Origin of the sequence: Nodosilinea sp. E11, from assembly GCF_032813545.1 — a bacterium.
Taxonomy (GTDB): domain Bacteria; phylum Cyanobacteriota; class Cyanobacteriia; order Phormidesmidales; family Phormidesmidaceae; genus Nodosilinea.
In genome coordinates this window covers 2,278,266-2,303,402 of the sequence record NZ_CP136520.1, presented here as the reverse complement: position 1 = coordinate 2,303,402, position 25,137 = coordinate 2,278,266, and the positions used below count along the sequence as shown (strand labels likewise).

Sequence of the window (25,137 nt, the reverse complement as noted above, 5' to 3'; positions counted from 1 at the left end):
CGCACTAGAGTTTTGGTGCGGCGATCGCACAAGATTAGTGAAAGAATTTGTGCGCTTAGGTTGTTTGGAGAGAACCCTATTAGGAGAACTGGGTTACACTGGCGCTTCATCCAGCTTCCAGTAGATGGAACCTTGACTATACATCTCGCAACTTTTGTTGGTTGTGCCAAAATAGCCTTATGGCATTGGCAGGGTATGTAGATGACTACCTTCGAAACTATTGTGCGTGAGCTGGCATCGGTACCGGAACCATTGCTTTTGCGGGTGCTGAGTTTTATTCGATTAGTAAAAGGTAGCGCTACTTTAGCTGCTGACTCTTCCCGCGCACCTCGTATTCCGGGTTTGCATAAGGGGCAGGTATGGATGAGTGAAGATTTTAACGATTCTTTACCTGATAGCTTCTGGCTTGGTGACGATGAGTAGGGCTTTGATAGATACTCATGTTTTTATTTGGTGGACTGGGGAACCGAAGCGGCTTTCTGCACTAGCACACGATTTTTTGGTTAATCCTGAAAATAAACCCGTGCTCAGTTTTGCTAGTATTTGGGAGATGCAAATTAAGTTGTCTCTTGGCAAGCTAACGCTTAAAACATCATTGCCTGAGCTAGTTGAGGATGAAGTTAGCCGTAATGGTTTGAGCCTGCTACCAATTGAGCTAACCCATATTTACGCTCTGAGCGATTTGCCACCTCATCATCGCGACCCATTTGATCGGTTGTTGATAGCTCAATCTATAGGCGAAGAGATGCCCGTTATCAGTATTGATGACAAATTTGACGTTTATGGGATCCAGCGATTGTGGTAGCTAGCACTCTACAATGAGGTTGCCGATCGCAGGTGATGACGGTGAAGAAGTAGATAGCCCCTAGGGGTTTGGAAGCGGCGATCGCACAGCATGAGTGAAAGAATTTGTGCGCTTAGCTTGTTGGAAAGAAAACTATCAGGGGAGTTGGGTGAAGCGCCAGCGTAACTCAACCTACAGCTATTGAACTTCAACCACCAGGGCGAGTTTGCCGTTGCGATCGCTGACGGAGAGATCCCAACCTATGTCGCGAGTGAAAGCCATAGCGGGTTCACGTTGGAAGGTGACTACTCAATTATATTGGGCACGGCACCCGGTGAAGTATGGTATTGAGATGGTTGGGTTTCCTTCGTCAACCCAATCTGCAGGAGATCTGCGATCGCACTGTTGCATGCTTTTGTTATGCGATTTTTTGCTTTTATTTCGGTGGTTTGAAGGCTTCGAGAACTGTGTTTGCAAGACTGCTTTCAAGGCTTAGAGAACTTTTTGTAATTGAGATTGCCTTCTCCTTCGCCAAGCGTGCTGCCTTTTCTTGCTTTTCTGCCTCCTGTAAAGCCTCATTAAGCTCGTTGCATTCTTTCTCGCTTGGCAATGGCAGTTCAATATTTTTTATTAGAGACCACCGGACTCTAGTTCTGTTAGCACCGGTTGCAGCTAGCAACATTTCTGAGCGGAAAACGCTTGAGCGAAGGAGAACCCACAATACTCTGGGTGGAATGCCATTTTTAGGAGTCAGGATTGTATATTCGGTGGAGGCGACACAGCCATCAGTGTCTTCACCGATATATCCAACACTGCCATACGTTGCAGCGATATTAGAAATAGCAATATCCCCCTCGCGAACGACATACAGTTTTGTGTGTTGGGTTGTTGTTGGGTCAACTTCATCACCTCTTTGAGCCTCCCCTGAATACGTGACTCGAAGATATGTCTCAATACCATTATGATTCTGACAGTCAATAATGTCTTCTTCTTCGAATTGTTTCTCAGATGCTATGTCTTTGAGTTTAACAACTGATAATCCATTTTTCTCCCAACCTCTCTTGCTTGCCCCCCGTTGGATTAAGCAATGTTTGACATCGAGCCTATCTTTTATTTTTTCGGCAGGGACAGTGAATTCTTTTGGTGCTTTTCCAGAACAAAAATTTTCGTATTTCTTGGTTACTATTTGTATTTCTTCTTTTGCTTTTTCTCGATTTTGAGAATCAATAGGCATACTCCTGACCCGAGATGGATCATCTAAGCCGATATACTGACAAGGGTACATAAATACGGCTGATTGACTTTCGCTTTTTTGTGACTTTTTTTGAAGTATTAGCAGTGATGTTTTTACTCTTGCCTTAGACCTTTGGAAAGCATCTCCGGGTAATGAAACAACTGCTTTAACGATAAATTTTTGAAAAATCCAGCGACGAAACCAAGCATATTTACTGGCACTAAGAATCCCATCATCGAGAACAGTAACCAGACGACCACCAGGCTTAAGTAAATCGTAATACCGCTCGATGAACATTAGATTCGATCTAAGTTCTTTTTTCTGTACCTCAAAACCTAAAAGATCATATTCTTTCAACAATGAATCAGAATATCGACCATCTTCTTCTTCACTTAGCTTATATGTTTTCGCAAATGGTGGATTTGTAACAACAACATCAAAAAAACCCTTGCTTTCCTCCAAGATAACAAGGAAATCGTCTTTCTCCCTTTCCTGATCTGGAGTATCTTGAGGTCTTTTTTTAAGTTTTTTATCTAAGCCGTCAAGATTGAAGATTGTAGCACCACCGTCACCATGTAAATACATATTAAGTCGGGCAATTCGAGCAAGATTAGGGTCTTTACCGACCTCACAACCCCATATATGATTATTTTTTATTACATCTTTTGCGGAAGTCTTTTCTTCAATTGTTTTTCCATCAACGGCGTCAACTTTTGCCCACATATCAGCAAGCACATCAATTAAAAAGCCACCTGTTCCGCAGCAACCATCATAAACACGTTCACTTTTTTCTGGATAATCAACATCTACCCTTATTCGAGCGAGCTTTACTCCAAGTTTAACAACACTTCTTGGAGTAAAATATTGTCCCAGATCCTTGCCGCGCATTGTTGCGCTTAAAAAAGTCTCAAACAATCGACCATTTAAGTCAGCATCTATGCCAAATAAATATTTTCCCTCTAAAGTTTTAACAACTTCCTTGATAGTTTCAGCTGAAAGATTTATTGACCCATTTGGTTCAAATATCCGGCGACGCAAACCAGCACCAATATCTTTTTCCATCGAATCAATGAATGACCTAAACCATATGTCACTTAATGGATTGACAGAATTTTGTTCTTGAGCCTCAATCCAAGCTATCGAAAATTTAACCTTAGATGCATCAACTAAAAACTTGTCAGCGTTAGTATCAGTGCCAAGTGAATCGCGAACATGTTTATCTGAAATAAGCTTCAGTGCTATTATTTTTACAAACTCAAAAAAAGCTGCCGATTGACTTATATTGTCGTTTTTGTAAATAAGTTGATGGCAGCGAGCAAATGCTTCATTAATTTCTTCAATTTCTGGCTTAGAGAATTCAAGTGATGACGTTTTGACTCCAATTACGGCAGATGAACTTTTTAGTGCGCTTGGTGCAAGGATGTCTCGTAACTCATCAAGAGATGGGCTAGCGATTACCATTTCATTATGGAACCTCCGGTACACCGGATGATCATAGTCCCAACGATAAACACGGGTTTCCAATCCATTAGTTAACATGTAATACTGGACAGGATTGGAATTCTCGTGCTCAGAATTTAATATTACTGAATATGTTTTTGGTTGCCATGTCCAATCATCGAGTTTTTCTGATGGACTTTTAGCCTCAACAACGAATTTGGCTGATGCGCTCACTGTCACCAAAAAATCAGGACGGTAATTTATTGCTTTCCCTCGTGGGCTTTTCCTAACCCCAAGTTCTTTAATTGATTTCTTGTTTTTTATCTGTTTGTTCGTGTAACCAAGATACTTCAGAAGCGGACTAATAAAAAATAATTCCACATCTGATTCATTGGTAAGATCAGTACGGGAGCAAAAAGTTTCCATTTCATTCACCTTTATTCTGCACAGTTGCTTGCTTGCTGTGAAGACATTTAGTTTGATTAAGTTAACAGGACGTTCGATGCACCGAATTATTGCTTCACTTCTATTTTTAATTCCTTTGGAAACTTAGGCAAGTGATGCAAAGTGATATACGGTTCGCGAAATGAAAGTGGTAAATTATTGTTGAATTTTGGCAAAGCTTCATTTCACTTTTTGTTAGATCAAAATTTCCTTTGTACTACCATAGTAATATACACAAGCTAAAAAAAATATATCTAGTGAAATAACTTCCTCGAAAAGTAACTATATATTAAGTGCCAGGTGTGGCGGAAATTTCCCAGACTTTGGTATGTTATCTGCCGCTTTTATTGGCTAATTTCAAGACGAAGGGGTGTTAGCCGTCAATTGTGCTGGATGAGCCATCTGAATAAGTACTTATCTGGCAGTTTTTGGGCTTGCAATCCACAAGAGCTTGCATCGGTAAACAAAGTGTTGTTGCACGGTTGACGAGGAGCGACCGCCCCACTACACTCTTCCATTAAGCCGTTCAGCAGAACGGTGGCCATGCAGAACTCGAAAATCTTAGCGCTGTCCGCAGGTGTGCGACCACCTACGAACAGCTAACCCCGCAAATCTAACACGCAGATTGCGAGGCTAGGCCCATCGTACCCTAGCCCCCGTTTGCACAACCACAGCGGGTGGCTAGGGTTTTCGTGTTCTGTTTTCTTCCAACACAAAAGGAAAACAGAACCCATGTTTGAATATCTCGACCCCGATGCCAGCGGCGCATCTAACCTGCCGCCGTCTTCACCCAGCACCTCCCAGATTCGCCCAGAGCGGGTGCGTCACATGCTCTACGGCAGCCTTGCAGGTATAGACCGCACCATCAAAATCCTCCACGCCCACGGCTACACCGACCCCAACGACTGGAGCGACCCCATCCCCGTGCCGCCCACCAGCGACACCCCTGGCACAAACTCCCCACCGGGCACCGTCTGGATGGCCATTGCCACCAAAACCGTGCTCATCGAGTAAAGCCCCCGCCCCCGACGGCATCCCCATTGCCGTCGGGGCAAAGCGCGATCGCCATCACCACACCAGACCACCCCTTAAACCCGATAGAATAGGCAACCATATCGCCGCTCAGCGACCCAGCCCCCCCCACGGTCTGTGCCACACTGCTGAACGACAGCCCCTAACGCCAACCTATGTCTGCTTCCTCCCCCGCCGCCGACGGTCAGCCCCCCATTCCCGAGCGATTGGCCAAGCACACCGTGCGCTACGCCGACCATCACTCGGTCAACTGGGACGACCTGACGCCGATGATGCGCCACTACGTGGAGATGAAAGAGCAGTATCCCCACGCCCTGGTGCTGTACCGGGTGGGCGATTTCTTTGAGACCTTTTTTCAAGATGCGATCGCGATCGCCCGCGAACTCGAACTCGTCCTCACCAGCAAAGACGCTGGTAAAGCCATTGGCCGGGTGCCCCTGGCGGGCATTCCCCACCACGCCCTCGATCGCTACTGCACCCTGCTGGTCGAAAAAGGCTATGCGATCGCCATCTGCGACCAGGTTGAAGACCCTGCCGTGGCCCAGGGCCTCGTCAAGCGCGAAGTCACCCGCGTCATCACCCCCGGCACCGTGATCGAAGAGGGCATGCTCAGCGCCAGCCAAAACAACTTTTTGGCCTCGGCGGTAGTGGCCGGGCACCACTGGGGGCTGTCCTACGCCGATGTCTCCACCGGGGAATTCTTGACCACCCAGGGCGAAGACCTCGACCAACTCGCCCAAGAACTGCTCCGGCTCCAGCCTGCGGAGGTGCTGTTTCCGGTCGATGCACCGAACTTAGGAGCGATGCTGCGACTGGGGGATCAGTCTGACCAGTTGCCGAGCTGCCTGCCCCGCCAGTTTTGCTACACCCTGCGGCCCCAAGGCCCCTACAGCCAGAGCGAGGCCCGCCAGCGCTTACTCCAGCGGTTTCGGCTGCGGTCGTTAGAAGGGTTGGGCTGTGACCACTTGCCCCTGGCGGTGCGGGCCGCGGGCGGTCTACTGCACTACGTCGAAGAAACCCAAAAGACCGTACAGGCTCCGCTTCAGCCTCTCTGCACCTACACCCTGGCCGCCTACCTGGTAATCGACCACCAGACCCGCCGCAATCTAGAGATCACCCAGACGGCCCGCGATGGCACCTATAACGGCTCACTGCTGTGGGCGCTCGATCGCACCGTCACTGCCATGGGTGGGCGCACCCTGCGCCGATGGCTGCTGCAACCCCTGCTCGATGTCACAGCCATCCAGGCCCGCCAAGAGACCATTCACGAACTGCTGCAGGACGGCAACTTGCGCCAGATGCTGCAACACAAGCTCAAGCAAATCTACGACCTAGAGCGGCTGGCGGGCAGAGCGGGTTCTGGCACCGCGAATGCCAGGGATCTGGTGGCCCTGGCGGATTCCTTTTTGCGACTGCCGGATCTGGCGGCGCTGGCCGAACAGGCGAAATCGCCCTACCTGCAAGCGCTCCAGTACGTGCCGCCGGAACTGGAGCAGCTGGGGCAGACGTTGCGATCGCACCTGGTCGAAACCCCGCCCCTCTACCTCACCGAGGGCCACCTGATCCGCGACGGGGTCAACGCCCAGCTCGATGACCTGCGCCAGCAGGCGGTGGATGACCAAAAGTGGATCGCGGAACTGGAGCCCGCCGAACGCAAGCGCACCGGCATTTCTACTCTCAAAGTGGGCTTTAACAAAGCCTTTGGCTACTACATCAGCATTTCCCGCGCCCGCGCCGACCAGGCCCCCGACGACTACATCCGCAAGCAGACTCTGACCAACGAAGAGCGTTACATCACCCCCGAACTCAAGGAGCGCGAAACGCGGGTCTTTAATATAGAGTCTGAGATCAACGCGCTGGAATACGAGATTTTCAACCAGCTGCGCGAACAAGTGGGTGCCCAGGTCGAACTGATCCGCAAGGTCGCTGCCGCCGTAGCCGCCGCCGATGTGCTCTGCGGGTTAGCTGAAGTCGCCATCTTCCAGGGCTACTGCTGCCCCGAGATGGATGAATCGCGGGCGATCGCCGTCACCGAGGGTCGTCATCCCGTAGTCGAGCAGCTGCTCCCTGCTGGGTTCTTTGTGCCCAACTCCAACTTCATGGGCACGATGCCGAGCGATCGCGATGCCGCCCATCCCCAAGACCTGATCATTCTCACCGGCCCCAACGCCAGCGGCAAGAGCTGCTACCTGCGCCAGGTGGGGCTGATTCAGCTAATGGCCCAGATGGGCAGCTTTGTGCCGGCGAAGGTGGCCAGGCTGGGGGTGTGCGATCGCATCTTCACCCGCGTCGGCGCTGTAGACGACCTGGCCAGCGGCCAATCCACCTTCATGGTCGAGATGAACGAGACGGCGAATATTCTCAACCACGCCACGCCCAGATCTTTGGTGCTGCTTGATGAAATTGGCCGGGGCACTGCCACCTTCGACGGTCTCTCGATCGCCTGGGCCGTGGCTGAGTACTTGGCGATCGAAATCCAGGCCCGCACCATCTTCGCCACCCACTACCACGAGCTAAATGAGCTGGCGGCACTGGTGCCCAACGTCGCTAATTACCAGGTGACGGTGAAAGAAATGCCCGACCAGATTATCTTTCTCCACCAAGTACAGCCCGGCGGGGCCGACAAATCTTACGGTATTGAGGCGGGGCGACTGGCGGGGCTTCCCCCCTCGGTGATTCAGCGCGCCCGCGACGTCATGTGCGAAATCGAGCGCAACAGCACGATCGCCGTAGGGTTGCGGGGGGAGGTGCCGAAATCGAGTAAGCCCCGCCGTCGAGTGAAGGAGGTGGCAGTCAGCTCTGACCCCTCGGAACAGCTCGACCTGTTTGGGAAACCTTAATTTTGGCCTAGGCTACCAAACCGCGAATCTCTCCTAATAGCATCTAGTCCGATCGACGGAGATTGCTCTCTGGGCATCTAAGGCCATGTTGGCAATGCCCGGTTAGCTAAAGCACCATGAAGTCTCAATGCCCGAAACCAGGATGCTTTTCCCAGGGAAAGGTCCTAACTCTTTGCCTGTCTGCGTTGATGACAGCAAGGCTCTTGTTGAGAAATATTCCTAACTGACTTGCGATCTGTCTATCATTAATGGTATTTATTCTCAGTAACCTGCGTCAGTCAAATCATAAGCTTGAGGTTTAGGCTCTCCTGCTCTTAATTATTTCGGCTGATAGTCATGGCGTTAATGCATCTCTAGCCAGGTTTTAGATAGTCAAGCCTGCCTAGAGGTGCATAAAACTGTTCCTTAATGCACAAGAATTATTTTTCTGTCGGTTTTCCTGTGGAGTATGACTCATGTATCGTTCAGATGTTGATCCCCTCGCCTCTGAATCTGTTTAGACCAAATCCGATTGGGTAAACCCCGGTTCATAATCCATGAACCCCGTAGGGGCGTAGCATGCTACGCCCCTAAAAAATGGGGGCGTACAGAGAGAATGGGGTATTGTCTGCTGCTGGCGATGCCGATCGCTAGTCTCCTTGGCGCTTGATTTGACTTATGCCCTAAGTGGGGAAGGTTTGCACCAGTTAGCCGCAGAGTTGACTCAATTCAACAGTCTCAGCCAATCATCAAACTTTATTCAGGGTGCTCTCAGGTTGCCGTGACAACCTGATGACTGAAGACGATCGCCTGGTATGGCGACGGCTAAGTTATGTTTTCTCCCCAAGAGGTTGACTATGCGAATTCAATATCTGGGCGCGGTTGCGATCGCCTCCCTCCTGACCCTAGGCGCTGTAGCTTGTAGCACCACCGCCGTCACCCCCGAGGCGAACAGTCAGGCTGTCGTTGATCCCTGCGCCGCCGCAAACCCCTGTGCTGGGGCCGATCCTTGCGCTGCCGCAAACCCCTGCGCTGGAGCCGATCCTTGTGCGGCGGCTAATCCCTGCGCCGCTGCGGCTGACGGCACCGCCACTCAGCCCGAGGTCTACAGCTACGATGGTTTGGCCATTCGCGGGGCTGATCCGGTGGCCTATTTCACCGAAGGCAAAGCCGTTAAAGGATCCGCTGACTACGAAACCACCTGGAGCGGGGCTACCTGGCGCTTTAGTAATGCCGAGAATCTGGCGGCCTTTACCGCCGACCCCGAGGCCTATGCCCCTCAGTACGGCGGCTACTGTGCTAAGGCCGTCAGCGGTGGCTCTTTGGCTTCCATTGATCCAGAGGCCTGGAGCATTGTTGATGGCAGGCTTTACCTCAACTACAGCGCTGGGGTACAAAAGCAGTGGCAAGGCGATATTGCGGGCAATATTACTAAGGCCAACCAAAACTGGCCCGCCGCCCTCAGCAGCGATCGGGTTAGCGAGAGCGGCAAAAGCTGGTAACTTACCCCATTGGCCCCGCCAAGATGACCTTGGCGAGGGCGTTAATCACGGCCTCAGGCGGCTCTTGCTTGAGGTCGGCATACCACTGCTGGGTGGCCTCGGGTACATAACCATAGATGGTGCTGGTGCGCTTGCGAGCCTTCATGACCAGATCGGCTGTGCGCTCTTTGCGGGCGGCTTCGTAGCGCTGGAGGGCATCGGCCACGCCCAGGTTGGTGGTGGTCAAATAGCGGGTAAGCACTTCGGCGTCTTCGATCGCCTGGCAGCCGCCCTGCCCTAGGGTGGGGGTGGTGGCGTGGGCCGAGTCACCTAGCAGGGCGACGCGCCCCTTCACCAGTCGTTCTAGGGGGTCAATATCGCCAATTTCGAGCCGGTTGGTCTGCTCGGGGTCAATCGCCTGAATCAGCTTTTGCACTGGGGTGGGCCAACCCTGAAAGATTTGGGCCAGTTCGTCTCGGCGGTCGGGGGGGGCTACTGCAGTGCCCTCTGCCATGGGCGCGCCAAAGAAGAAATAGAAGCGATCGCCCCCCACGGGCATCATTGAGGCCCGCTTGCTGTCGCCCACGTAGAGCACCCACAGGTCTTTTTTGCACAACTCCGGGTCTGCTTTGACCAGCCCGTTCCAGTTGACGTAGCGAGCGTAGCGGCGATCGACACAGTGGCCGACTACGTCTGCCCGCACCGCTGAATGAATGCCGTCGGCTCCCACCACCAGATCGCCGCTGATCCGCTCGCCGTTCTCAAAAATGGCGGTGGCGCTGGTTTCGTCTTGCTCAACCCCGACACAGTGCCTCCCCAGATGCACCTGCTCTGGTCCAAAGGCATCGAGCAGCATAGTTTGCAGGTCAGTGCGGGCGACGGGGTAAGGGCGCTGGCCCACCCGCTCAAACAGGGGGTGCAAATCGACATAGCTCAGCGGCTCGTCGGTGTGGCTGCGGTATTCCATCGCGTTCATCTCGCCGCCGATCGCGGCCAGCTTTTCCCCCAGCCCCAGCTTATTGAGCACTTTCACCCCGTTTGACCAGAGCGAAATGCCGGCTCCGGCAGGGCGCAGCTCTTGGGCGCGATCGTAGATCTCCACCTGGTAACCGGCCTGCTGCATGGCGATACCTGTGGTTAAGCCGCCAATACCGGCTCCAATAATCACCACCTTCAGGTTGTACATGGGGATTCTCCTAACTGTTGCGATAGCTGAGTTGCGACAACTGGGCTGAGCTAGCTGGGGTCAATGCCCCAATCCTTTGAGGGGATTGGCTACCCCAAGCGGCTTTGGGCTCTCTTTTACTATAAAGAAAAGCTGTATACAGTGCACAAATAACCTGGATTGATTAACTGCTTCAACCCAGGATTGTCAACCCCAAGGGGCAGCAAAATAGTTTTCACGCTCAATCTTCAAAAAACTGTCAAATCATTTACCAAGTTGTTAATTTGGAACCCCAAAAAAAGCTGGGTTTGTCTTGGTTTTAGAGAAGAGGTAACTGTCCGAATTTGGAATACCATCATGTGTCATCGTTTCTCTGTAGGCCTGGCTGTAGTTGCTATGGTTAGTGTCCTTTATGCAGGCTTTTTTTCGTCGTCAGTTCAGTCGGCATCTACCCCATCTTCTACTGAATTAAGTATGACTGAAGTGGCCAGCAATACCGTTGCCAGAACCCATGAACGACCCAAGGGGCGCGGTACTGGTCGTCGTGGGGTGCTTGACTAAGGGGCCTCTCCCAGGGCAGTTCGGAGCTGTTCTAACTGGTACTGAGCGTCGTCGAAGCAGCCTAGACGACTGACGTCTAGGCAGGCGCTGGCTACGGTTTCTAAGTCTGCGATCGCGCTTTCAAGATCTCCCAATTCTTTATGCAGCAATCCTCTGTCGTAGTAGGCAAAGGGATGGCTAGGATTGAGCTGAATTGTCTGGTTGAAGTCGATCATGGCACCGGCTAAATCGCCTAAATCTCGACGTGTTAAACCCCGGTTGTAGTAAGGTTCTGGACTGCCCGCATTAATTTGAATAGCAATAGTGAAATCTTGAATTGCCCCCTGAAAATCGTTAAGTCGCCGCTTGACTAGGCCGCGATTTTCGTAGGCCAAACTATTGTTAGGGCGCAGGTTGACGGCCTCAGTACAGTCGCTGAGGGCGGCAGCTTGATCGCCCAGGTTAGAGAGAGATAGACAGCGGTTGAGGTAGGCCACAGCCTTGCTCTCAGGGTCTGTGGCTAGGTTGATGGCAGCCGTGTAGTCTTGCACAGCCCCCTCTTCATCACCCAGCTCGGCTCGGGCGCTGCCCCGATTGACGTGGGCATCGACGTAGGTGTCTTGCCGTTCCAGGGCGTCACCATAGTCGGCGATCGCCCCCTGTAAATCCCCCAAACGAAAGCGTAGGTTGCCCCGCTGATAGTACAGAGGGGCCGAGTCGGGTTGAGCCCGAATGGCGTTGCTGATGTCCTGTAAAGCCGCCTCTGACTGACCGTTTTCCCACAGCAAGGTAGACCGCCTGGCCAGGGCATCGCTGTGGTCGGGTTTTAGCTCAATTGCCTGATTGAGGTAATTAATTGCGTCGTTTTTTTGGCCCATTTGTTTGGCGGTCTCAGCCCGCTGCACCAGGTTGTTGACCCTCATGGCCTGCGGTACCCGCAGCAGAGCAATTCCACCTATAGCCAACAGCGCCACGGCCGCCCCTCCTACTAACCAAAGCCTGGGTTGTCGCTGCCAGCTAGTGAACGGTGTTTGGGTCGCTTCTACTCTGCTAGCGTTGCGACGCTCCGGTGCCATAGCATTGTTCTCCTGGGACTGGGGCATAGGGGCAGGATCGGTCCTAAAGTTGTAGGCCCCGCCCGGAGATGGGCTCAGATCGGCCAGGGCAACCAAAATATCTTTAGCCTGATGAAATTGCGATTCAGACTGAGGGGTCACCATCCTGAGCAAAATAGCCTTCAGGGGTTCATCGAGGGTCGAGCATTCGTCAAGCTGAAGTTTAACCTGGGCAAAAAAGTTATCCTGACTCAAGCGCGGAATTGCTTCACTCGTAAGGCCGGTGGCCATTTGCACTGCGATCATGCCTAGAGCAAAGTGGTCGGCGGCAAAGCGGGTATACTGCCGGTGCTGGGGCTGGGGTAGGTAGGCTGAGACGGTTCCATCCGTACTGTCGTTGGCTGCAATTCCTGCTTCTGGAGTGGCCGTATCTTGAATCAGCCCAAAATCAACCAGCACTAAATGGCCCTGATCGCGATGGCGAATGAGGTTGTTAGGATGCAGGTTTTGGTGGGCAATACCGTGGCGTTGAATCAGGTCTAAAACCGTGAGACCCTCAACCAAAAAAGCCTGTACCTCCACCTGAGATCTAGGTTTGCCCTCTGCTAGCTCGGTTAGCAGAGGCTGTCCTGGCACGTAGTTACGCACCCAGTAAAAGTCTTGCCCTTCTTGCACAGCGGCAAGGTTGCGGGCGATCGCATCGTGATCGCCCATGCGCTTGAGCAAATTGACCCGCTTTGCCAGCAAGTCGTTGAGAAATTTCAGGGTGATGGCATTGTGAGCCGGCAGTTGCAAATGCTTGACGATGCATTTGGGCTTAGCCGCATCGCCATGATCGGTCATCAGGTAGGTCTTAGTGTAGGCCTTAGTGCTGACAACTCGAATGAACTGAAACCGTCCATCGATCAGTCTTTTCACAACCATTGAATTTGCCGAGGTAAATGCACCGGGCTAAGGTATCGATTAAACCCCTAGCCCTATTTAAAACTGTTAACTCCATGACCTTTAGCGGCTTAACTTTAGGTGCAGATGTGATTAGCTTAGTAGGCTTACTCCAGACCCACTGCTCACAGCCTAGAAGGGCAAAATCTGCTGGGTATAACGCCGAATCTAACCCCCTTAACATTGCCAGGCTAAACATTTCTGTGCCAGGCCATTAGCTTTGGAAATAGCGCTGTAACCCCTTTATCTGCAGCGCCGCACTGAGAAAACGACAGAACCGACCAAGCTACCGCAGGCCTAAACCGTCAGGAACAGACGGTTAAGATGGATGTGACGACCTTTCAGCAGCCATACTACTATGTACTGTGTAATTTACGACGGTAACTGTAACCTCTGCGTCAGTCTAGTGCAGGTCCTAGAGTCGCTAGATCAAGGCGCTCAGTTTCAGTATGTGCCCATGCAAGACAGTCAAACCCTGCATGGCTACGGCATTACCCCTGATGACTGCGAAGCCGGCATGATTTTGATCGATCAAGCTGCTCCCGATCGCCGCTGGCAGGGCAGTGATGCCGCCGAAGAAATTGGTCGTCTACTGCCCTTAGGCAATCCCTTTGTGCAAGCCTATCGGTCGCTGCCAGGGGCCAAGCAGGTAGGCGATCAGATCTATGCCTTTGTGCGCGATCGCCGCTACGAGCTATTTGGCAAGCGCCCTGAGCGTTACGACCCCGCCTACCCTCTCTGCGACGATCAACGCTGTGGCTCAGCTAGTGCCAATAGTGCCAATGGCCTTTAGTAACCCGCCCTGGGCTCACGAGATATAACTATGGCTATATCTCGTATCTTCGTGTATCTACAGAGGCATTGGCTCGCCTACCCTGAGTACCCTGAGGCTAGGCAGCATCTGCCCAAATGCCCATTTTTGCTGCCCTACTGCCTAGCAACCTAGCCCATACTCAGCTAAATCAGGAGAATCACTATGAACCAGCGATCGCAATTTGCCCTAGCTGTCCTCAGTATTCTCGCTACGGCTGCTCTAGCGGCTACTGCCGTGGAGGCCGGACCAGGGCAGGGTCGGGAGCATCGTCTCCAGCCGGGCGCATCTGTGGCAGCACCATTTTGGGGTGGGGTACCCACCCCCTAGGCTGGGTTGACCCTGACTCGGGCAAACTTGAGCCCGCTGACGCCTTGTAGGGGTTCCACGGTGCCCTGCTCAATGTCGGCCGCCACAATGCCTTCGCGGTGTAGGTAGCGCAGGTAGCGCTGGTACTCCTGCCACTCTTCGCTGGTGGAGTACACCACTGTGAGCATGCCCGGTTGGGTAATGCGATCGCCTGTCTCGGCATCACAGGCTTTGTCAATTCGCTTTTTGACAATTTCGTAGCGGGTGTCGCGGGTACCCCGCACGTCGAACAGTCGCTCAGTGGTTTCGTCGTGCACGATATCGACCGTAAAGCCCTGTACCAGTACCAAGTGGGTGATGGTCATATCGGTATCGTAAGCGGCCTTGAGGGCAAACCCCTTGCGGGCACAGTCGCATACTGCCCGCAGCTGCTCGTAGCGCAGGGCCTTGAGCTGAAACTCGGTGAAATTGGTGTCGATCGATCGACCCGCATAGATCATGTGGTCGATGCCGTCGGTGGCCTCCAGATCGCAATAGTGAGCGGTAATCGCTTGCATGGTCTGCTGCCACTGGTTCCAGGTGTCGCGCAGCAGCCCATTGATGTGGCCAATGGTTTCGTCGTAGACGGCACGGGCGGTATACACACAGCCGTGATTACTGTCGATGGTGGCTTGGTACTGGGCGATCGCAGCGGCGGCGTCATCGCTGTGCTGGGCAAAGTAGCCAAAATGCACCTCCACTTCCCCCTGCAAATAGCGCAGCAGCGTCACCTCCGAATCCACCGTCACGCCTTCTTCCAGGGCGGCAATATGGTCGGCTAAATCGAGCGCCAGCTGACCCACCAGGGCATTGTTTACCGCCTGACCGGCGGCCTCTACCACCGTTAGGGCCAACCGAAACTGGGCTAGCAGATCCTGTTGAATTGCCCGGTTACGCTCGTCCGATGAGCCGCGAATATCTGAGATGCCGTACAGCGGATAGACGCTCTCAAACACTACCGGGGCCGGGGGCAACCCCAGACTCAACCGCTCGGCCTCCTGTTCAAACCGCCACCGCACTGAGGGGTGAATGTTGGTAAAGCGGTCTTGCACACTGTGGCGCATGGCCGCTGTCAGCGCCGGAATCAGAGTAGTGGCACAGCTACAATCGGCCTGGTCAAAGGCGTAGGGTTTATTGCTGGCCAGGCCCACTAGGCCCACCATTTGGGCGCTGCTTTCCCCTAGGCGGCTAGCGCGCATCACCAGAGGAATCAGCAGCAGCGATCGCACCCCCTGGTTGAGCAAATCGACCTCGCACTGAGTATTGCAGTCGAGGCTGAGGTCGGGCACGTTCACCACCTCGTGGCGCTCAGTAGCCCGCAAAAATGCCGACCCCGCGAGATCGTCTACGCCATAAATTGCCGTCTGCCACTCGGGCCGATCGAGGCCGGTAAACAATTGAGCCTGATTGTTTTCAGCGCTGAGCAAAAAGCTATCGGTCGCATCAAACAGCTGCTTCATCAGCTCGTTGGCTTGCTCAAAGCGGCGGGTTCCCAACACCGACTCATGGCCGACCAGCAGCTCAATCAGCGTCTTTGAGATCTCGCGTTCGGTAACGTCAATACCCTCAATTAAAATCTGGCCGCTGGCGGTATAGTTTCCGGGCTTTAGGGCCGAGAGCAGCTGCTTAAAGACCGGATCTTTGCTCAAGAGCTGGTTGGCGACCTGTTCGCGTCGGGGCGGCTCGGCCCAACATGTTGACAGACTGGCCTGGAGTTCGGGAGAAATCGCCGTCACCCGCAAGCCGCCGTCGGTGGTGCGCAGGCGCAGCTCAATCTGGCGCACCTGGCCGGTTTCAGAATCGTCTAGGGCTACTACCAGGGGCTCGTGAAGCAGACGCTTAGATACTAAATCGGCCTGCCCGTAGGTATGCTGCAACACCGCACTGAGAAAATGTCGCCGAAAGCGTTCCTGAAGCGCCTTTTGGTCGGTCGTCGAGAGGCGGTTAAAGAAACTCAAGTCGAGGTGCCCGCCTTCGAGGCGAATGCCGGTTAGGCGGCAGAAATATCGGTTTGCAAACAGCACCGGATGGGCCTGGGTGGGGGCACTGATGGTGGTAGCTACATCAACTACCGCCATAACCAAGTGGCTGTACTGCTGAATCAGCTCTAGCCAGGGCAGGACCGGCTGAGCGATCGGCTGAGCGATCGGATCAGGGGTCTCACCCTCCTGGCAACTTTCACTGCGATCGCCCAGAGTATAAGAGAGATCTAACAGTAGCCCTCCTGTAGAGTTAGCTACTCGGTCGGTATCGACGCAGCGAGACGATTCGTTAGCCATAGTTGCCCTTGGTGTACCCTTCACTAAAGTCTTACAAAGCAACCGATTAGGATTCCGCAGTGGCACTGATATCTTTGCGGAATGCTGAGGGTTTGCAGAGATCGAGCAAACATTCTCTCTGCAGCGAAACTTCACCCTACTCCTCGCACAGCTTACCTACGGCTGATGTTGATTTTTTACATCCATGTTAACCAATTTCGGCGTGTCTTTTCTAACGACGCTGCTTCTGCTTCTGGTTAGAGCCTTCACCCTTTAGAATAGAGTTTCCGCCCCAGGATTATTCTCTCTGTTAAACCAATGTTTGAAGCCCTGTCCGATCGCCTTGAGTCTGCCTGGAAAAGCCTGCGTGGCCAGGACAAAATCAGCGAGTCTAACATCGACAGCGCCCTGCGCGAGGTGCGCCGGGCCCTGTTAGAGGCCGATGTCAACCTCCAGGTGATCAAAGACTTTATCGCCCAGGTCAAAGAAAACGCCCTAGGCATTGAGGTGGTCAAGGGCATCAGCCCCGACCAGCAGTTCATCAAAGTGGTGAACGACGAGCTGGTGCGGCTGATGGGCGACACCAACGCTCCCCTAGCCGACTCACCCACCAAGCCCACCGTGGTGCTGATGGCGGGCCTGCAAGGTACGGGTAAAACCACCGCCACCGCCAAATTGGCGCTGCACCTGCGCAAAGAAAACCGCAGCACTTTGCTGGTGGCCACCGACGTCTACCGTCCGGCGGCGGTCGATCAGCTGATTACCCTGGGTAAGCAGATCGACGTGCCGGTGTTTGAGCTGGGTACCGACGCCAACCCCGTCGATATTGCCCGCCAGGGTATTGAAAAAGCCAAGGCTGACGGCGTGGATACGGTGATCGTGGACACGGCGGGGCGTTTGCAGATCGACCCCAAAATGATGGCCGAGCTGGCCGACATCAAAACCGCCATCGACCCCGATGAAGTGCTGCTGGTAGTCGATGCCATGACCGGCCAGGAAGCCGCCAACCTCACTCGCACCTTTCACGACGAGATTGGCATTACCGGGGCCATTCTCACCAAGATGGATGGTGACGCGCGGGGTGGGGCGGCCCTGTCGGTGCGGCAAATTTCGGGCCAGCCGATCAAATTCATTGGCGTGGGCGAGAAGGTAGAGGCGCTACAACCCTTTTACCCCGAGCGCATGGCCTCGCGCATTTTGGGCATGGGCGACGTGCTTACCCTGGTCGAAAAAGCTCAGGAAGCCGTCGATATTGCCGACGCCGAAAAGCTGACGCAGAAAATTCTCGAAGCCGAGTTTGACTTCGACGACTTTCTTAAGCAGATGCGCTTCATGAAGAGCATGGGCTCCCTCGGCGGCATCATGAAGCTGATACCGGGCATAGGTAAGCAAATCACGGGCGACATGCTAGAGCAGGGTGAAGCCCAGCTCAAACGCTGCGAAGCCATGATCAACTCCATGACCACCCAGGAGCGCAAGCAGCCCAATCTGCTCTCTAGCTCTCCCAGCCGTCGCCGCCGGATTGCCAAAGGCTCGGGTCACCAAGAAAAAGACGTGGGCAAGCTGGTCAGCGATTTCACCAAAATGCGCACCATGATGCAGCAGATGGGTCGCGGTGGCGGCTTTCCGGGCATGGGCGGCGGTATGCCCGGCATGGAGGGCGGTTTCCCCGGTATGGGCGGCGGCATGCCTGGGCTACCGGGTATGGGTGGCGGGGCTCAGCCCGGCTTTCGCGCCCCCACCAACAAAAAACAGAAAAGCCAGAAGAAAAAGAAGGGCTTTGGCCAGCTGTAGAAAACCTGGGCTAGCGATCGCCCGATCGCTGCCACAGGTTCAACTCCGGCACATCCACGCTGGGCGGTAGGCTAATTAACCAGTCGATCGTGCCTGTTATCACCTCCATGGGAATTGGGGTCTGTGACCCGAACCGGCCTTCCTCAATGTCGAGCAGAACTTCCTCGGTGGCCACGTTGCCGGGGTTGATGACGGTAAAGCCGATATTCTGACCGTCCAGGGCCAGTCGCAGTGCCTGCACCGCACCTCGCAGGCCAAACTTGGCGGCGGTGTTAGCGACCTCTGGTGAGGCGCAGTTTTCCAACCCAGAGAGGGCACCGATGTAGATAGCGCGAGGATTGGCCGTCTGGGCCAGGTTTGTCGCTAGGGCGCGGGTGATCTCGATAGGGGCGATCGCATTGATGCTCATCACCCAGCGGGTCTCGGCATCGGAGCTGTTGAGAAAGCTGTAGGCGTCGGTAAATGCGCCTTCTTCCCACACGCCGCCCATAAACAGCAGGGCATCGACTGGGGTGTCGCCGAGGGCGGCTGCGATCGCACCCACCCCCTCCGGCCCCGAAATATCTGCCTGGATCCACTCACCTGCTACAGCTGGGCTGCGGCACACTGACCATACCCTGTCACCCTGACTAGCGAAATGCTGAGCCACCGCCGCCCCAATGCCGCGACTGGCACCGACAACAACAACGGTTTTAGGGGCTGGGGGCATCGGATCAGGACTGGGTTTCTGGCAGCTCTTGGTTTTGATTTACTATAAGCAACCCGCCGAGGGCAAGGGCGATCAGCGGCACACCAAACACCCACCGCTGGCGATCGCGCGCCCGATCCTTCAGCGACTCTTGCACAAACGACTCGCCCTTCTCCATCTCTTGGTAGGAGAGAGTGTAGGACGACAACTCGCGCAGGCGATCTTCGGTGAGGGGGTCGCCCTGCCAGCGGCTGTCGCGCTCTAGCTGGGTGAGCTGCTGAATGTGGGTCTGCATTTCCCGTTCCCCAAAGGTTGCCTCAGCCGCTAGTTCGCGTTCGGCATCGGTCAAAAAGCGATTTTGCAACTCAGGGTAGTAGTGTTCGATCAGGCCCAGGAGGGGTTGATCGGCATGGGGGTTGACGGTCAGCCATAGCCCCGACAGCAGCGCTAGCCCCAGACCTCCCAGCCCCAGGCTTCTCAAGGCTTGGGCAAAAATGCGGCGGCGTTGCTCCGGCGGATTGAGAATGAGCGGTTGCAGCACGGTGGCGATCGCTAGCATGGCCCCAAAGGCGCAGACAATGGTGGCCCCGGTGGGCAAATCCCACCCGTAGGAAGCGCCAATGCCAAAGGCGCTGGTGAATAGCCCCACCGTCCAGCCCAGCACCAGCTTGGCCCAAACTCGGGTGCTGTAGAGGGTGCCCACCGCCGCTGGAATGATCAAAAACGAGAAGACGAGGAGCACGCCTGCGATCGCAACCGAGCTAGTCACCACCACGCCAAAGGAAACGTAAAACAAAAAATCCCAAAACCACAGCCGCCACCCGTTCGCTACGGCTTGCTCGGGGTCGAGGGAAATGGTGAGGAAGCGATCGCGAAACAGCCAGTGGAAAATTCCCACCGCTCCGTACAGCCCTACCACCTTGAGTAGGTCGCCCTCGGTGGTGGTGAGCAAGCTGCCCACCAAAATCTGCTTGATGTGCTCGGCCCCCTGGGGGGAGCGATCGATCAGCAAAAACGCCGCCGCCGCCGAGACCACATACACCACTCCAATGAAGGTCTCCTGCGACACCCGCCCGGTCCACTGACGACTGAGGGAAAGAATCGCCGCCCCGGCCACCGTAAACACCAGAGAATAGCCGTAGGCCGCCGGGGTCTGGGGCATGTGGCCCAGCATAAAGGCCACCGTCGCCCCCAGGGCCGAGATCTGGGCCAGGGCCAGATCGACAAACACCACATTACGGCTGAGCACATGAATGCCCAGGTAGGTGTGAATGCCAATCAACACCAGGGCGACCAGAAACGGAATCGTTAGCAGTTGCAGTGCGTCTTCCATTCCAGCTACTCCTACAATCCCTGGCTTTGAAACGCCTGCACCAGGGCGTTGATGTTGTAATCAAACAGCGAGAAATAATTTTCGGCCCCAGGCACCGCCCCGACCGATGAAATCAGCTCGACGACGGCGGCCCCAGTTTTGCTGTGCAGCAGGTTGGGCACCCGCTCCGACTCGTAGGGCTCTTTGATGATCAGGGCCACGTGCTCGGCTTTGATGGTTTTCATCAGCTGAGCCAGGTGGGCTGGGCTAGCCGGAATGCCGGGACGTGGCTCGATATAGTCAACTACGTTGAGCCGAAACCGTCGAGAGAGGTAGGGCCAGCTGTTGTGGTAGGCGATCAGCGGCTGCCCCTGGTAGGGGGTTAGCTGCTGATCCCACTGGGTTAGTTTGGCCTGCAAGTCGGCGACGAACTGGGCGCGGTTGGTTTCGTAGGTGGCGGCGTGGTCGGGGTCAATGCGATCGAGTCCCTCCATGATCGCCCCTGAGATGGTCACTCCATTCATCGGGTCGAGCCAGTAGTGGGGGTTGCCTGCCCCGTGGGTGTGCCCCTGCACCGGGGCAATAGTGGTGGCCCGCGCTTCGAGCAGGGGAATGCCCTTGGAGGCATCCACGTAGCCCAGTCGGTTGGGCTGGAGATTGGGATTGTCGATCTCTTTCAGTAGCTGGTCGATCCACAGGTCGTGGTCGAGGCCGATTTTGACCACCAGCTGGGCCTGCTTGAGCTGCTGCAGGTTGGCCAGCCGAGGCTCAAAGGTGTGGGGGTCTTGGGCGGGCGGGGCAATGCTGGTGACATGGACGCGATCGCCCCCGACAATTTCGACCAAACTCTTGAGATCGGAGGTGGTGGTAACTACTTCAATCAAGGGGGCGGCGCTGGCCGCATTGGCCCCACAGAACAATAGCCCAGTCCAAAAGACCAGGCCCAGAACCAGAAAAAATAAACGTCGTAGCATGGGTAGATGATCGATACCTCAGGTGCTGCGGGCTAGCCGTAGAGCACCAAAATACAAGCGGTGGGCAGTGCCCACCCTACAAGGCTTAATCGAGATGGATCTCCCTGCCCCCTTGAAAAGGGGGGCTAGGGGGGATCCTTAGGGACTATCGCACAGCACAACCAGATCTGTCTAAGAGACTGTAATCGCCGTAGGGTGGGCACTGCCCACCATCGGGGAAGATGATTTCCAGAAGTCGCCTTAGGCTTTGTCAGCCCACAGACTCTTAGGAATCACGCAGTGGAGGCTCTTCGAGTCGGTGGCGATCTCGTTGAGGCGACAGTCCATGGCGATACTGGCCAGACCGTAGGCATCGAGCCGTGTGAGACCGGCTTTTTCTTGTAGCTCTGCCATCATCTCTAGGGAAGCGGCATCCATAATCGCGTTGAGGTCATCGCCCTGGGTATAGGCCACGTAGTCGTCGTCGGTCTCTGCCGTCGGATAGGCTACGGTCTTAGTGGCTGTCAAATCCTTGGGGTTGAGGCAGTGGACGCCTTTGTTGATATCGACCACCTGGGACACCCGGCAGTCTGACACCGTCGGCATTAGAGCGGCGGCAGCCTCAGCCGAAATTTGACGCTGCTCAGAGAGAAACTCAATGGTTTCAGCCTTGGCAATTTCGAGGGCAGTGTTGAGGTCGCGATCGACCCCGAGCCGAATCCAGTGGGTGGGGGTTTCGATCTGGGGCCATTCGATCGTATCGCCCTTGATCACTTCCACATTTAGCACAATCTCTTTGAAGGCTGACTCTAGGGCCGTCAGGTTGATCTCGCCATTGCCTTGAGCCGCGTGGGAGTCACCGGTCCACAGCAGAGCACCATCGACAAAGACAGGTACGTAGAGCGTAGTGCCCTCGACCATGTCGCGAATATCGAGGTTACCCGCGTAGCGCCCGGGGGGAACGCTGCTGTACTGGCCGGGTTCTTCTCTGGCGACGCCGATGGTGCCGGGGAAGGGGGCGAGGGGAATCTCGATGCCAGGCAGAAACTCGGCTACCTTGCGATCCATATCGAGGTAGACGTACTTGACCTGCCCATCGGGGAACTGGTCGGGAAACTGGCCAAACATGCCCGGCACGTTGAAGTTGGTGGCGTAGGCCCGAGGCACGATCTTGAGAATGTTGACCTTGAGGGTGTCGCCGGGTTCGGCCCCGTCAATGTAGATTGGCCCGGTGAGGGTGTGGGGGCCACGACCGGGGTGGTCGGTTCTCAGTTTCTTAATTTCTTCGATGGTGAGGCCCGGCACCACCTGGTTGTGGGAGTGCATCATGGTTTCGACCACAACGGTGTCGCCCGAGGCCATGTGCATGACCGGCGCTTCGGCATTGTTAAACCAGCCCCACTGGGTAGTTTCGAGGGTGGCAGGTAGCAGGTGCACTGTGCCGGGATAGGTGGCAGGCACCTTCCGCAGCGTAGCCTTGACCTCTGCCTTGCTCAGTTCTCCGGCCTGCTCAATAGCAAAGGCTCCCGTCGCAAACACAATGCCAAAGCAGATTAGTCCCAGGCCAAGCCACCGAGCTAATTTGTTAGGCAGACGCACACTTCTTCCTCTAGTCATTTTTAACACCCATCCTCAACGACCAATGGTTTGCAGTTTGACCCTGAGTGCCTAAGCCATGACCCAGCTTCACAAAGTCAAAGATTCGTTCACAGTGCCCGACTAAGAGCCTTCATTCTGCAACTTTGGTAACCATATCGGGGGTAAATCGGTGATTTAGAGACAATTAAGCGGAAAATTTGGAGAATGATTCTCATTTTCGTTTCAGAGCTGCTGATTTTGCGGTGGCACACCGTTAGACGCGCTGGCGGTGGTCTTTTGGATTGTGGCGTTGAAAGCACTCTATGACGTACTGCCCGGTGCAGTGGCCGGTGCAGTGGCCGGTGCAGTGGTCTGATCCGCCCCTGGCGCTGCCCACCGGGAGCGTGGCCATGGCCTGGAGTAAGCTAAAGAACCGCGAACCCGCCAGCCTTTGGCTACGGCACCTGATCAAAGCAATTAGTCACAACTTAGAGACACCAATGGACAGCGATTGCCTAGAACAGATTCGCGCCTCAGTCAGCCAAATTTTGGCCAATTCTGGGCTGCCGGGGGCTGCGATCGCCGCCTACACGGATGGTCAGCTTGTGCTTGAAACCAGCATTGGCGATCGCGATGTCCAGCAGACCGTCCCGCTCCCGGTGGACGCCCGCTTTTTTATCTACAGCGTCACCAAAACCCTGATTGCGGCGGCGGTGCTGCATCAGGTTCAGGTTGGGCGGCTTGCTTTAGATACACCAATTCAGCACTACTGGCCTGGGTTTCCGGTTGATAGGCCCATCCCCCTACGCCAGATCTTGAGCCACACCAGCGGTCTGCCCGACTACGGCGGGTTACCGGCTTACCACGAAGCCCTCAAAGTATCCCCTGGGTTTCCCTGGTCGTTTCAAGATTATCTAAATGTGATCCGCCAGCGAGGCCTGCTGTTTGAGCCAGGAACAGGCTGGTCGTACTCTAACCTGGGCTATCTGGCGCTGAAAACGCTGCTAGAGCAAACGACAGCGCGATCGCTTCAGGACATTCTCGACGCGCTGTTTTTTACCCCCCTGGGGCTTACTCAAACGTTTGTCGCCACCTCTCTAGAGGATGTCGCAGACCTGACTCCTGGCTACACCCAAGCCTTTGGCGGCAGCGAGTGGGTAAATATGGCCCAGCGCTACCATCCCGGCTGGGTCTCCCACGGGGTAGTCGTGTCTACCGCTGCTGAGCTAGCGGCCATGATAGACGCGTTGTTGATGGGGCAAATCCTTGAGGCATCGCTGGTCGATCAAATGGCCCAGTCGGTGCATAGCTTGGGCGCACATCCGCCCCTAGAGAATGTGGGCTGCGGCTTAGGGCTGTTTATGGATATCGACTCGCCCTACGGCAGGGTAATGGGGCATAACGGAGGCGGGCCGGGCTATTCGATCGCAGCCTTTCACTTCTCGGCGCTGGCGGGTCGCCCCACCACCATCGCTGCCGCCACCAACCGGGAGGGCGACAACGTGGGGCTAGATGTGGCCTACGCTGTCGCCCATGCGCTGAGCGAGGTGTAATCCTGAATCCGATTGGGCTAACCCCGGTTGAACTGGGCAAACACCGCTTGCCCCTACGCAATCCGCCTGTTGGGAATTGGGGTTATGGGATTCGGATTTGGTGTAACCCGTTGCTACCACCTTGTTGCTATCATCTTTTAGGCGCTGGGATTGTGCGGCACGATGCGGGCAAACTAAGGTTGGAACTCTAGGTCAGCCCCAGATAGCTTATGAGCATCAAACGCGCCCCCCGCAGAAGTTTTCCTAAGATCAGCACCATGCCGCGCCCGGCTACCGAAGCGGCGCAGTATCTCGACATGTACAAGCTCACCGTCGAGAAGACGCGCCTTGAGCAGGAGCTAGAGTACCTTGACGGTCGGCGGCAGCAGCTGTGCGATCGCCTGGCCGAAATTAACCAGGAAACCGCGAAGCTCGACGCCACTGCCACCCACCTTCGTCACCCGAATCAGCCACCTGTAGCGGCCAAACCCCAGAGCGCACACTTTGCTCCCAGCGCCACCGTGTACCTGCCCGAACGCAACAGCCGCCAAGCCCCGGACGATTACAACACGTTGATGTTGGACTATTAGGTGGATGGGTAGATGGGTGGATGGGGCGGTGAACTTACCCTGGATCTAGCCGCTAAAATAGACGTATGAAGCGTCTTTTGCTCCTGCTGATTCACGGCTACCGGCGGTTAATTTCGCCGCTGTTTCCGCCTACCTGTCGATTTAACCCCACCTGCTCGCAGTACGCGCTGACGGCGATCGAGCGGTTTGGTCCGGTGAGGGGCAGCTGGCTGGCGGCGCGACGCATTACCCGCTGTCACCCCTTTCACCCCGGCGGCTACGACCCCGTGCCGGAGGGAGCCGCTGAGGCCGAGTCATCTCGAGAATAAGCGGGTTGATCGGTAGGGTGCATCCGCGC

19 protein-coding genes are annotated in these 25,137 nt (G+C 55.0%); 11 read left to right on the top strand and 8 right to left on the bottom strand.

The window, feature by feature from the left end:
* Nucleotides 1–201: 201 nt before the first annotated feature.
* Together RRF56_RS12480 and RRF56_RS12475 are read left to right on the top strand one after the other, a co-directional pair.
* Nucleotides 202–423 (top strand): hypothetical protein, encoded by a 222-nt coding sequence (locus RRF56_RS12480; RefSeq protein WP_317037970.1) that lies wholly within the window; start codon nucleotides 202–204, stop codon nucleotides 421–423.
* A complete protein-coding gene (locus RRF56_RS12475) occupies nucleotides 416–805 on the top strand; it encodes a type II toxin-antitoxin system VapC family toxin (protein ID WP_317037969.1) in 390 nt (129 codons plus the stop codon). Before RRF56_RS12480 ends, RRF56_RS12475 begins: the two co-directional genes overlap by 8 nt.
* 415 nt (nucleotides 806–1,220) lie before the next feature.
* On the opposite strand, the gene RRF56_RS12470 is transcribed toward RRF56_RS12475, so the two are convergent.
* Nucleotides 1,221–3,884 (bottom strand): N-6 DNA methylase, encoded by a 2,664-nt coding sequence (locus RRF56_RS12470; protein WP_317038354.1) that lies wholly within the window; start codon nucleotides 3,882–3,884, stop codon nucleotides 1,221–1,223.
* Nucleotides 3,885–4,634: 750 nt separating this feature from the next.
* Here RRF56_RS12470 and RRF56_RS12465 point away from each other — a divergent pair.
* The 3 genes from RRF56_RS12465 (at nucleotide 4,635) to RRF56_RS12455 (ending at nucleotide 9,255) form a co-directional block, all read left to right on the top strand.
* Nucleotides 4,635–4,916 (top strand): hypothetical protein, encoded by a 282-nt coding sequence (locus RRF56_RS12465; RefSeq protein WP_317037968.1) that lies wholly within the window; start codon nucleotides 4,635–4,637, stop codon nucleotides 4,914–4,916.
* Between the two features lie 173 nt (nucleotides 4,917–5,089).
* Nucleotides 5,090–7,774, top strand: a complete 2,685-nt coding sequence (mutS, locus tag RRF56_RS12460; protein ID WP_317037967.1) for a DNA mismatch repair protein MutS — start codon at nucleotides 5,090–5,092, stop codon at nucleotides 7,772–7,774.
* 836 nt (nucleotides 7,775–8,610) lie between these two features.
* Nucleotides 8,611–9,255: a YHS domain-containing (seleno)protein gene (locus tag RRF56_RS12455; RefSeq protein ID WP_317037966.1), complete on the top strand. Its 645-nt coding sequence runs from the start codon at nucleotides 8,611–8,613 to the stop codon at nucleotides 9,253–9,255.
* Between the two features lies 1 nt (nucleotide 9,256).
* Here RRF56_RS12455 and hpxO read toward each other — a convergent pair whose 3' ends face one another.
* Both hpxO and RRF56_RS12445 read right to left on the bottom strand, forming a co-directional pair.
* Complete coding sequence (gene hpxO / locus RRF56_RS12450; RefSeq protein WP_317037965.1) at nucleotides 9,257–10,420, bottom strand: FAD-dependent urate hydroxylase HpxO; 1,164 nt, start codon at nucleotides 10,418–10,420, stop codon at nucleotides 9,257–9,259.
* Between the two features lie 536 nt (nucleotides 10,421–10,956).
* Nucleotides 10,957–12,918, bottom strand: a complete 1,962-nt coding sequence (locus RRF56_RS12445; RefSeq protein WP_317037964.1) for a tetratricopeptide repeat protein — start codon at nucleotides 12,916–12,918, stop codon at nucleotides 10,957–10,959.
* A 376-nt stretch (nucleotides 12,919–13,294) separates the two neighbouring features.
* Between RRF56_RS12445 and RRF56_RS12440 the strand changes: the two genes are divergently transcribed.
* Nucleotides 13,295–13,729 carry a thiol-disulfide oxidoreductase DCC family protein gene (locus RRF56_RS12440; RefSeq protein ID WP_317037963.1) on the top strand — a complete coding sequence of 145 codons (435 nt, stop codon included), beginning with the start codon at nucleotides 13,295–13,297 and terminating at the stop codon, nucleotides 13,727–13,729.
* A gap of 183 nt (nucleotides 13,730–13,912) precedes the next feature.
* Nucleotides 13,913–14,077, top strand: coding sequence for a hypothetical protein (locus RRF56_RS12435; RefSeq protein WP_317037962.1), 165 nt, complete (start codon nucleotides 13,913–13,915; stop codon nucleotides 14,075–14,077).
* Here RRF56_RS12435 and RRF56_RS12430 read toward each other — a convergent pair.
* The gene (locus RRF56_RS12430; protein WP_317037961.1) at nucleotides 14,074–16,374 is read right to left on the bottom strand and encodes a GAF domain-containing protein; all 2,301 of its coding nucleotides are present in this window, start codon (nucleotides 16,372–16,374) and stop codon (nucleotides 14,074–14,076) included. The genes RRF56_RS12435 and RRF56_RS12430 overlap by 4 nt on opposite strands.
* Nucleotides 16,375–16,671: 297 nt before the next feature.
* On the opposite strand from RRF56_RS12430, the gene ffh reads away from it, so the two are divergent.
* A complete protein-coding gene (ffh, locus tag RRF56_RS12425; RefSeq protein ID WP_317037960.1) occupies nucleotides 16,672–18,147 on the top strand; it encodes a signal recognition particle protein in 1,476 nt (491 codons plus the stop codon).
* A gap of 10 nt (nucleotides 18,148–18,157) precedes the next feature.
* Here ffh and RRF56_RS12420 read toward each other — a convergent pair whose 3' ends face one another.
* The 4 genes from RRF56_RS12420 to RRF56_RS12405 form a co-directional block, all read right to left on the bottom strand.
* Nucleotides 18,158–18,856 (bottom strand): SDR family oxidoreductase, encoded by a 699-nt coding sequence (locus tag RRF56_RS12420; protein WP_317037959.1) that lies wholly within the window; start codon nucleotides 18,854–18,856, stop codon nucleotides 18,158–18,160.
* 4 nt (nucleotides 18,857–18,860) lie between these two features.
* The gene (locus tag RRF56_RS12415; RefSeq protein ID WP_317037958.1) at nucleotides 18,861–20,168 is read right to left on the bottom strand and encodes a metal ABC transporter permease; all 1,308 of its coding nucleotides are present in this window, start codon (nucleotides 20,166–20,168) and stop codon (nucleotides 18,861–18,863) included.
* An 11-nt stretch (nucleotides 20,169–20,179) separates the two neighbouring features.
* On the bottom strand, nucleotides 20,180–21,121 hold the full coding sequence (locus RRF56_RS12410) for a metal ABC transporter substrate-binding protein (RefSeq protein ID WP_317037957.1): 942 nt from the start codon (nucleotides 21,119–21,121) through the stop codon (nucleotides 20,180–20,182).
* Nucleotides 21,122–21,361: 240 nt separating this feature from the next.
* Complete coding sequence (locus RRF56_RS12405; protein WP_317037956.1) at nucleotides 21,362–22,699, bottom strand: acetamidase/formamidase family protein; 1,338 nt, start codon at nucleotides 22,697–22,699, stop codon at nucleotides 21,362–21,364.
* 302 nt (nucleotides 22,700–23,001) lie between these two features.
* On the opposite strand from RRF56_RS12405, the gene RRF56_RS12400 reads away from it, so the two are divergent.
* The 3 genes from RRF56_RS12400 to yidD all read left to right on the top strand — a co-directional run bounded on the left by RRF56_RS12400 (nucleotide 23,002) and on the right by yidD (nucleotide 25,108).
* The gene (locus RRF56_RS12400) at nucleotides 23,002–24,231 is read left to right on the top strand and encodes a serine hydrolase (RefSeq protein WP_317037955.1); all 1,230 of its coding nucleotides are present in this window, start codon (nucleotides 23,002–23,004) and stop codon (nucleotides 24,229–24,231) included.
* Nucleotides 24,232–24,488: 257 nt separating this feature from the next.
* On the top strand, nucleotides 24,489–24,800 hold the full coding sequence (locus RRF56_RS12395) for a hypothetical protein (RefSeq protein WP_317037954.1): 312 nt from the start codon (nucleotides 24,489–24,491) through the stop codon (nucleotides 24,798–24,800).
* A gap of 65 nt (nucleotides 24,801–24,865) precedes the next feature.
* The gene (gene yidD / locus RRF56_RS12390; RefSeq protein WP_317037953.1) at nucleotides 24,866–25,108 is read left to right on the top strand and encodes a membrane protein insertion efficiency factor YidD; all 243 of its coding nucleotides are present in this window, start codon (nucleotides 24,866–24,868) and stop codon (nucleotides 25,106–25,108) included.
* Nucleotides 25,109–25,137: the final 29 nt, after the last annotated feature.

Bases quoted from the DNA above. Each gene is read 5' to 3' on its own strand.
- RRF56_RS12445 (WP_317037964.1), bottom strand. From the start codon at position 12,918: ATGGTTGTGAAAAGACTGATCGATGGACGGTTTCAGTTCATTCGAGTT.
- RRF56_RS12455 (WP_317037966.1), top strand. From the start codon at position 8,611: ATGCGAATTCAATATCTGGGCGCGGTTGCGATCGCCTCCCTCCTGACC.
- RRF56_RS12480 (WP_317037970.1), top strand. From the start codon at position 202: ATGACTACCTTCGAAACTATTGTGCGTGAGCTGGCATCGGTACCGGAA.
- ffh (WP_317037960.1), top strand. From the start codon at position 16,672: ATGTTTGAAGCCCTGTCCGATCGCCTTGAGTCTGCCTGGAAAAGCCTG.
- RRF56_RS12475 (WP_317037969.1), top strand. From the start codon at position 416: ATGAGTAGGGCTTTGATAGATACTCATGTTTTTATTTGGTGGACTGGG.
- yidD (WP_317037953.1), top strand. From the start codon at position 24,866: ATGAAGCGTCTTTTGCTCCTGCTGATTCACGGCTACCGGCGGTTAATT.
- RRF56_RS12435 (WP_317037962.1), top strand. From the start codon at position 13,913: ATGAACCAGCGATCGCAATTTGCCCTAGCTGTCCTCAGTATTCTCGCT.
- hpxO (WP_317037965.1), bottom strand. From the start codon at position 10,420: ATGTACAACCTGAAGGTGGTGATTATTGGAGCCGGTATTGGCGGCTTA.
- RRF56_RS12410 (WP_317037957.1), bottom strand. From the start codon at position 21,121: ATGCTACGACGTTTATTTTTTCTGGTTCTGGGCCTGGTCTTTTGGACT.
- RRF56_RS12465 (WP_317037968.1), top strand. From the start codon at position 4,635: ATGTTTGAATATCTCGACCCCGATGCCAGCGGCGCATCTAACCTGCCG.
- RRF56_RS12395 (WP_317037954.1), top strand. From the start codon at position 24,489: ATGCCGCGCCCGGCTACCGAAGCGGCGCAGTATCTCGACATGTACAAG.
- RRF56_RS12415 (WP_317037958.1), bottom strand. From the start codon at position 20,168: ATGGAAGACGCACTGCAACTGCTAACGATTCCGTTTCTGGTCGCCCTG.
- RRF56_RS12440 (WP_317037963.1), top strand. From the start codon at position 13,295: ATGTACTGTGTAATTTACGACGGTAACTGTAACCTCTGCGTCAGTCTA.
- RRF56_RS12470 (WP_317038354.1), bottom strand. From the start codon at position 3,884: ATGGAAACTTTTTGCTCCCGTACTGATCTTACCAATGAATCAGATGTG.
- RRF56_RS12400 (WP_317037955.1), top strand. From the start codon at position 23,002: ATGACGTACTGCCCGGTGCAGTGGCCGGTGCAGTGGCCGGTGCAGTGG.
- mutS (WP_317037967.1), top strand. From the start codon at position 5,090: ATGTCTGCTTCCTCCCCCGCCGCCGACGGTCAGCCCCCCATTCCCGAG.
- RRF56_RS12430 (WP_317037961.1), bottom strand. From the start codon at position 16,374: ATGGCTAACGAATCGTCTCGCTGCGTCGATACCGACCGAGTAGCTAAC.
- RRF56_RS12420 (WP_317037959.1), bottom strand. From the start codon at position 18,856: ATGCCCCCAGCCCCTAAAACCGTTGTTGTTGTCGGTGCCAGTCGCGGC.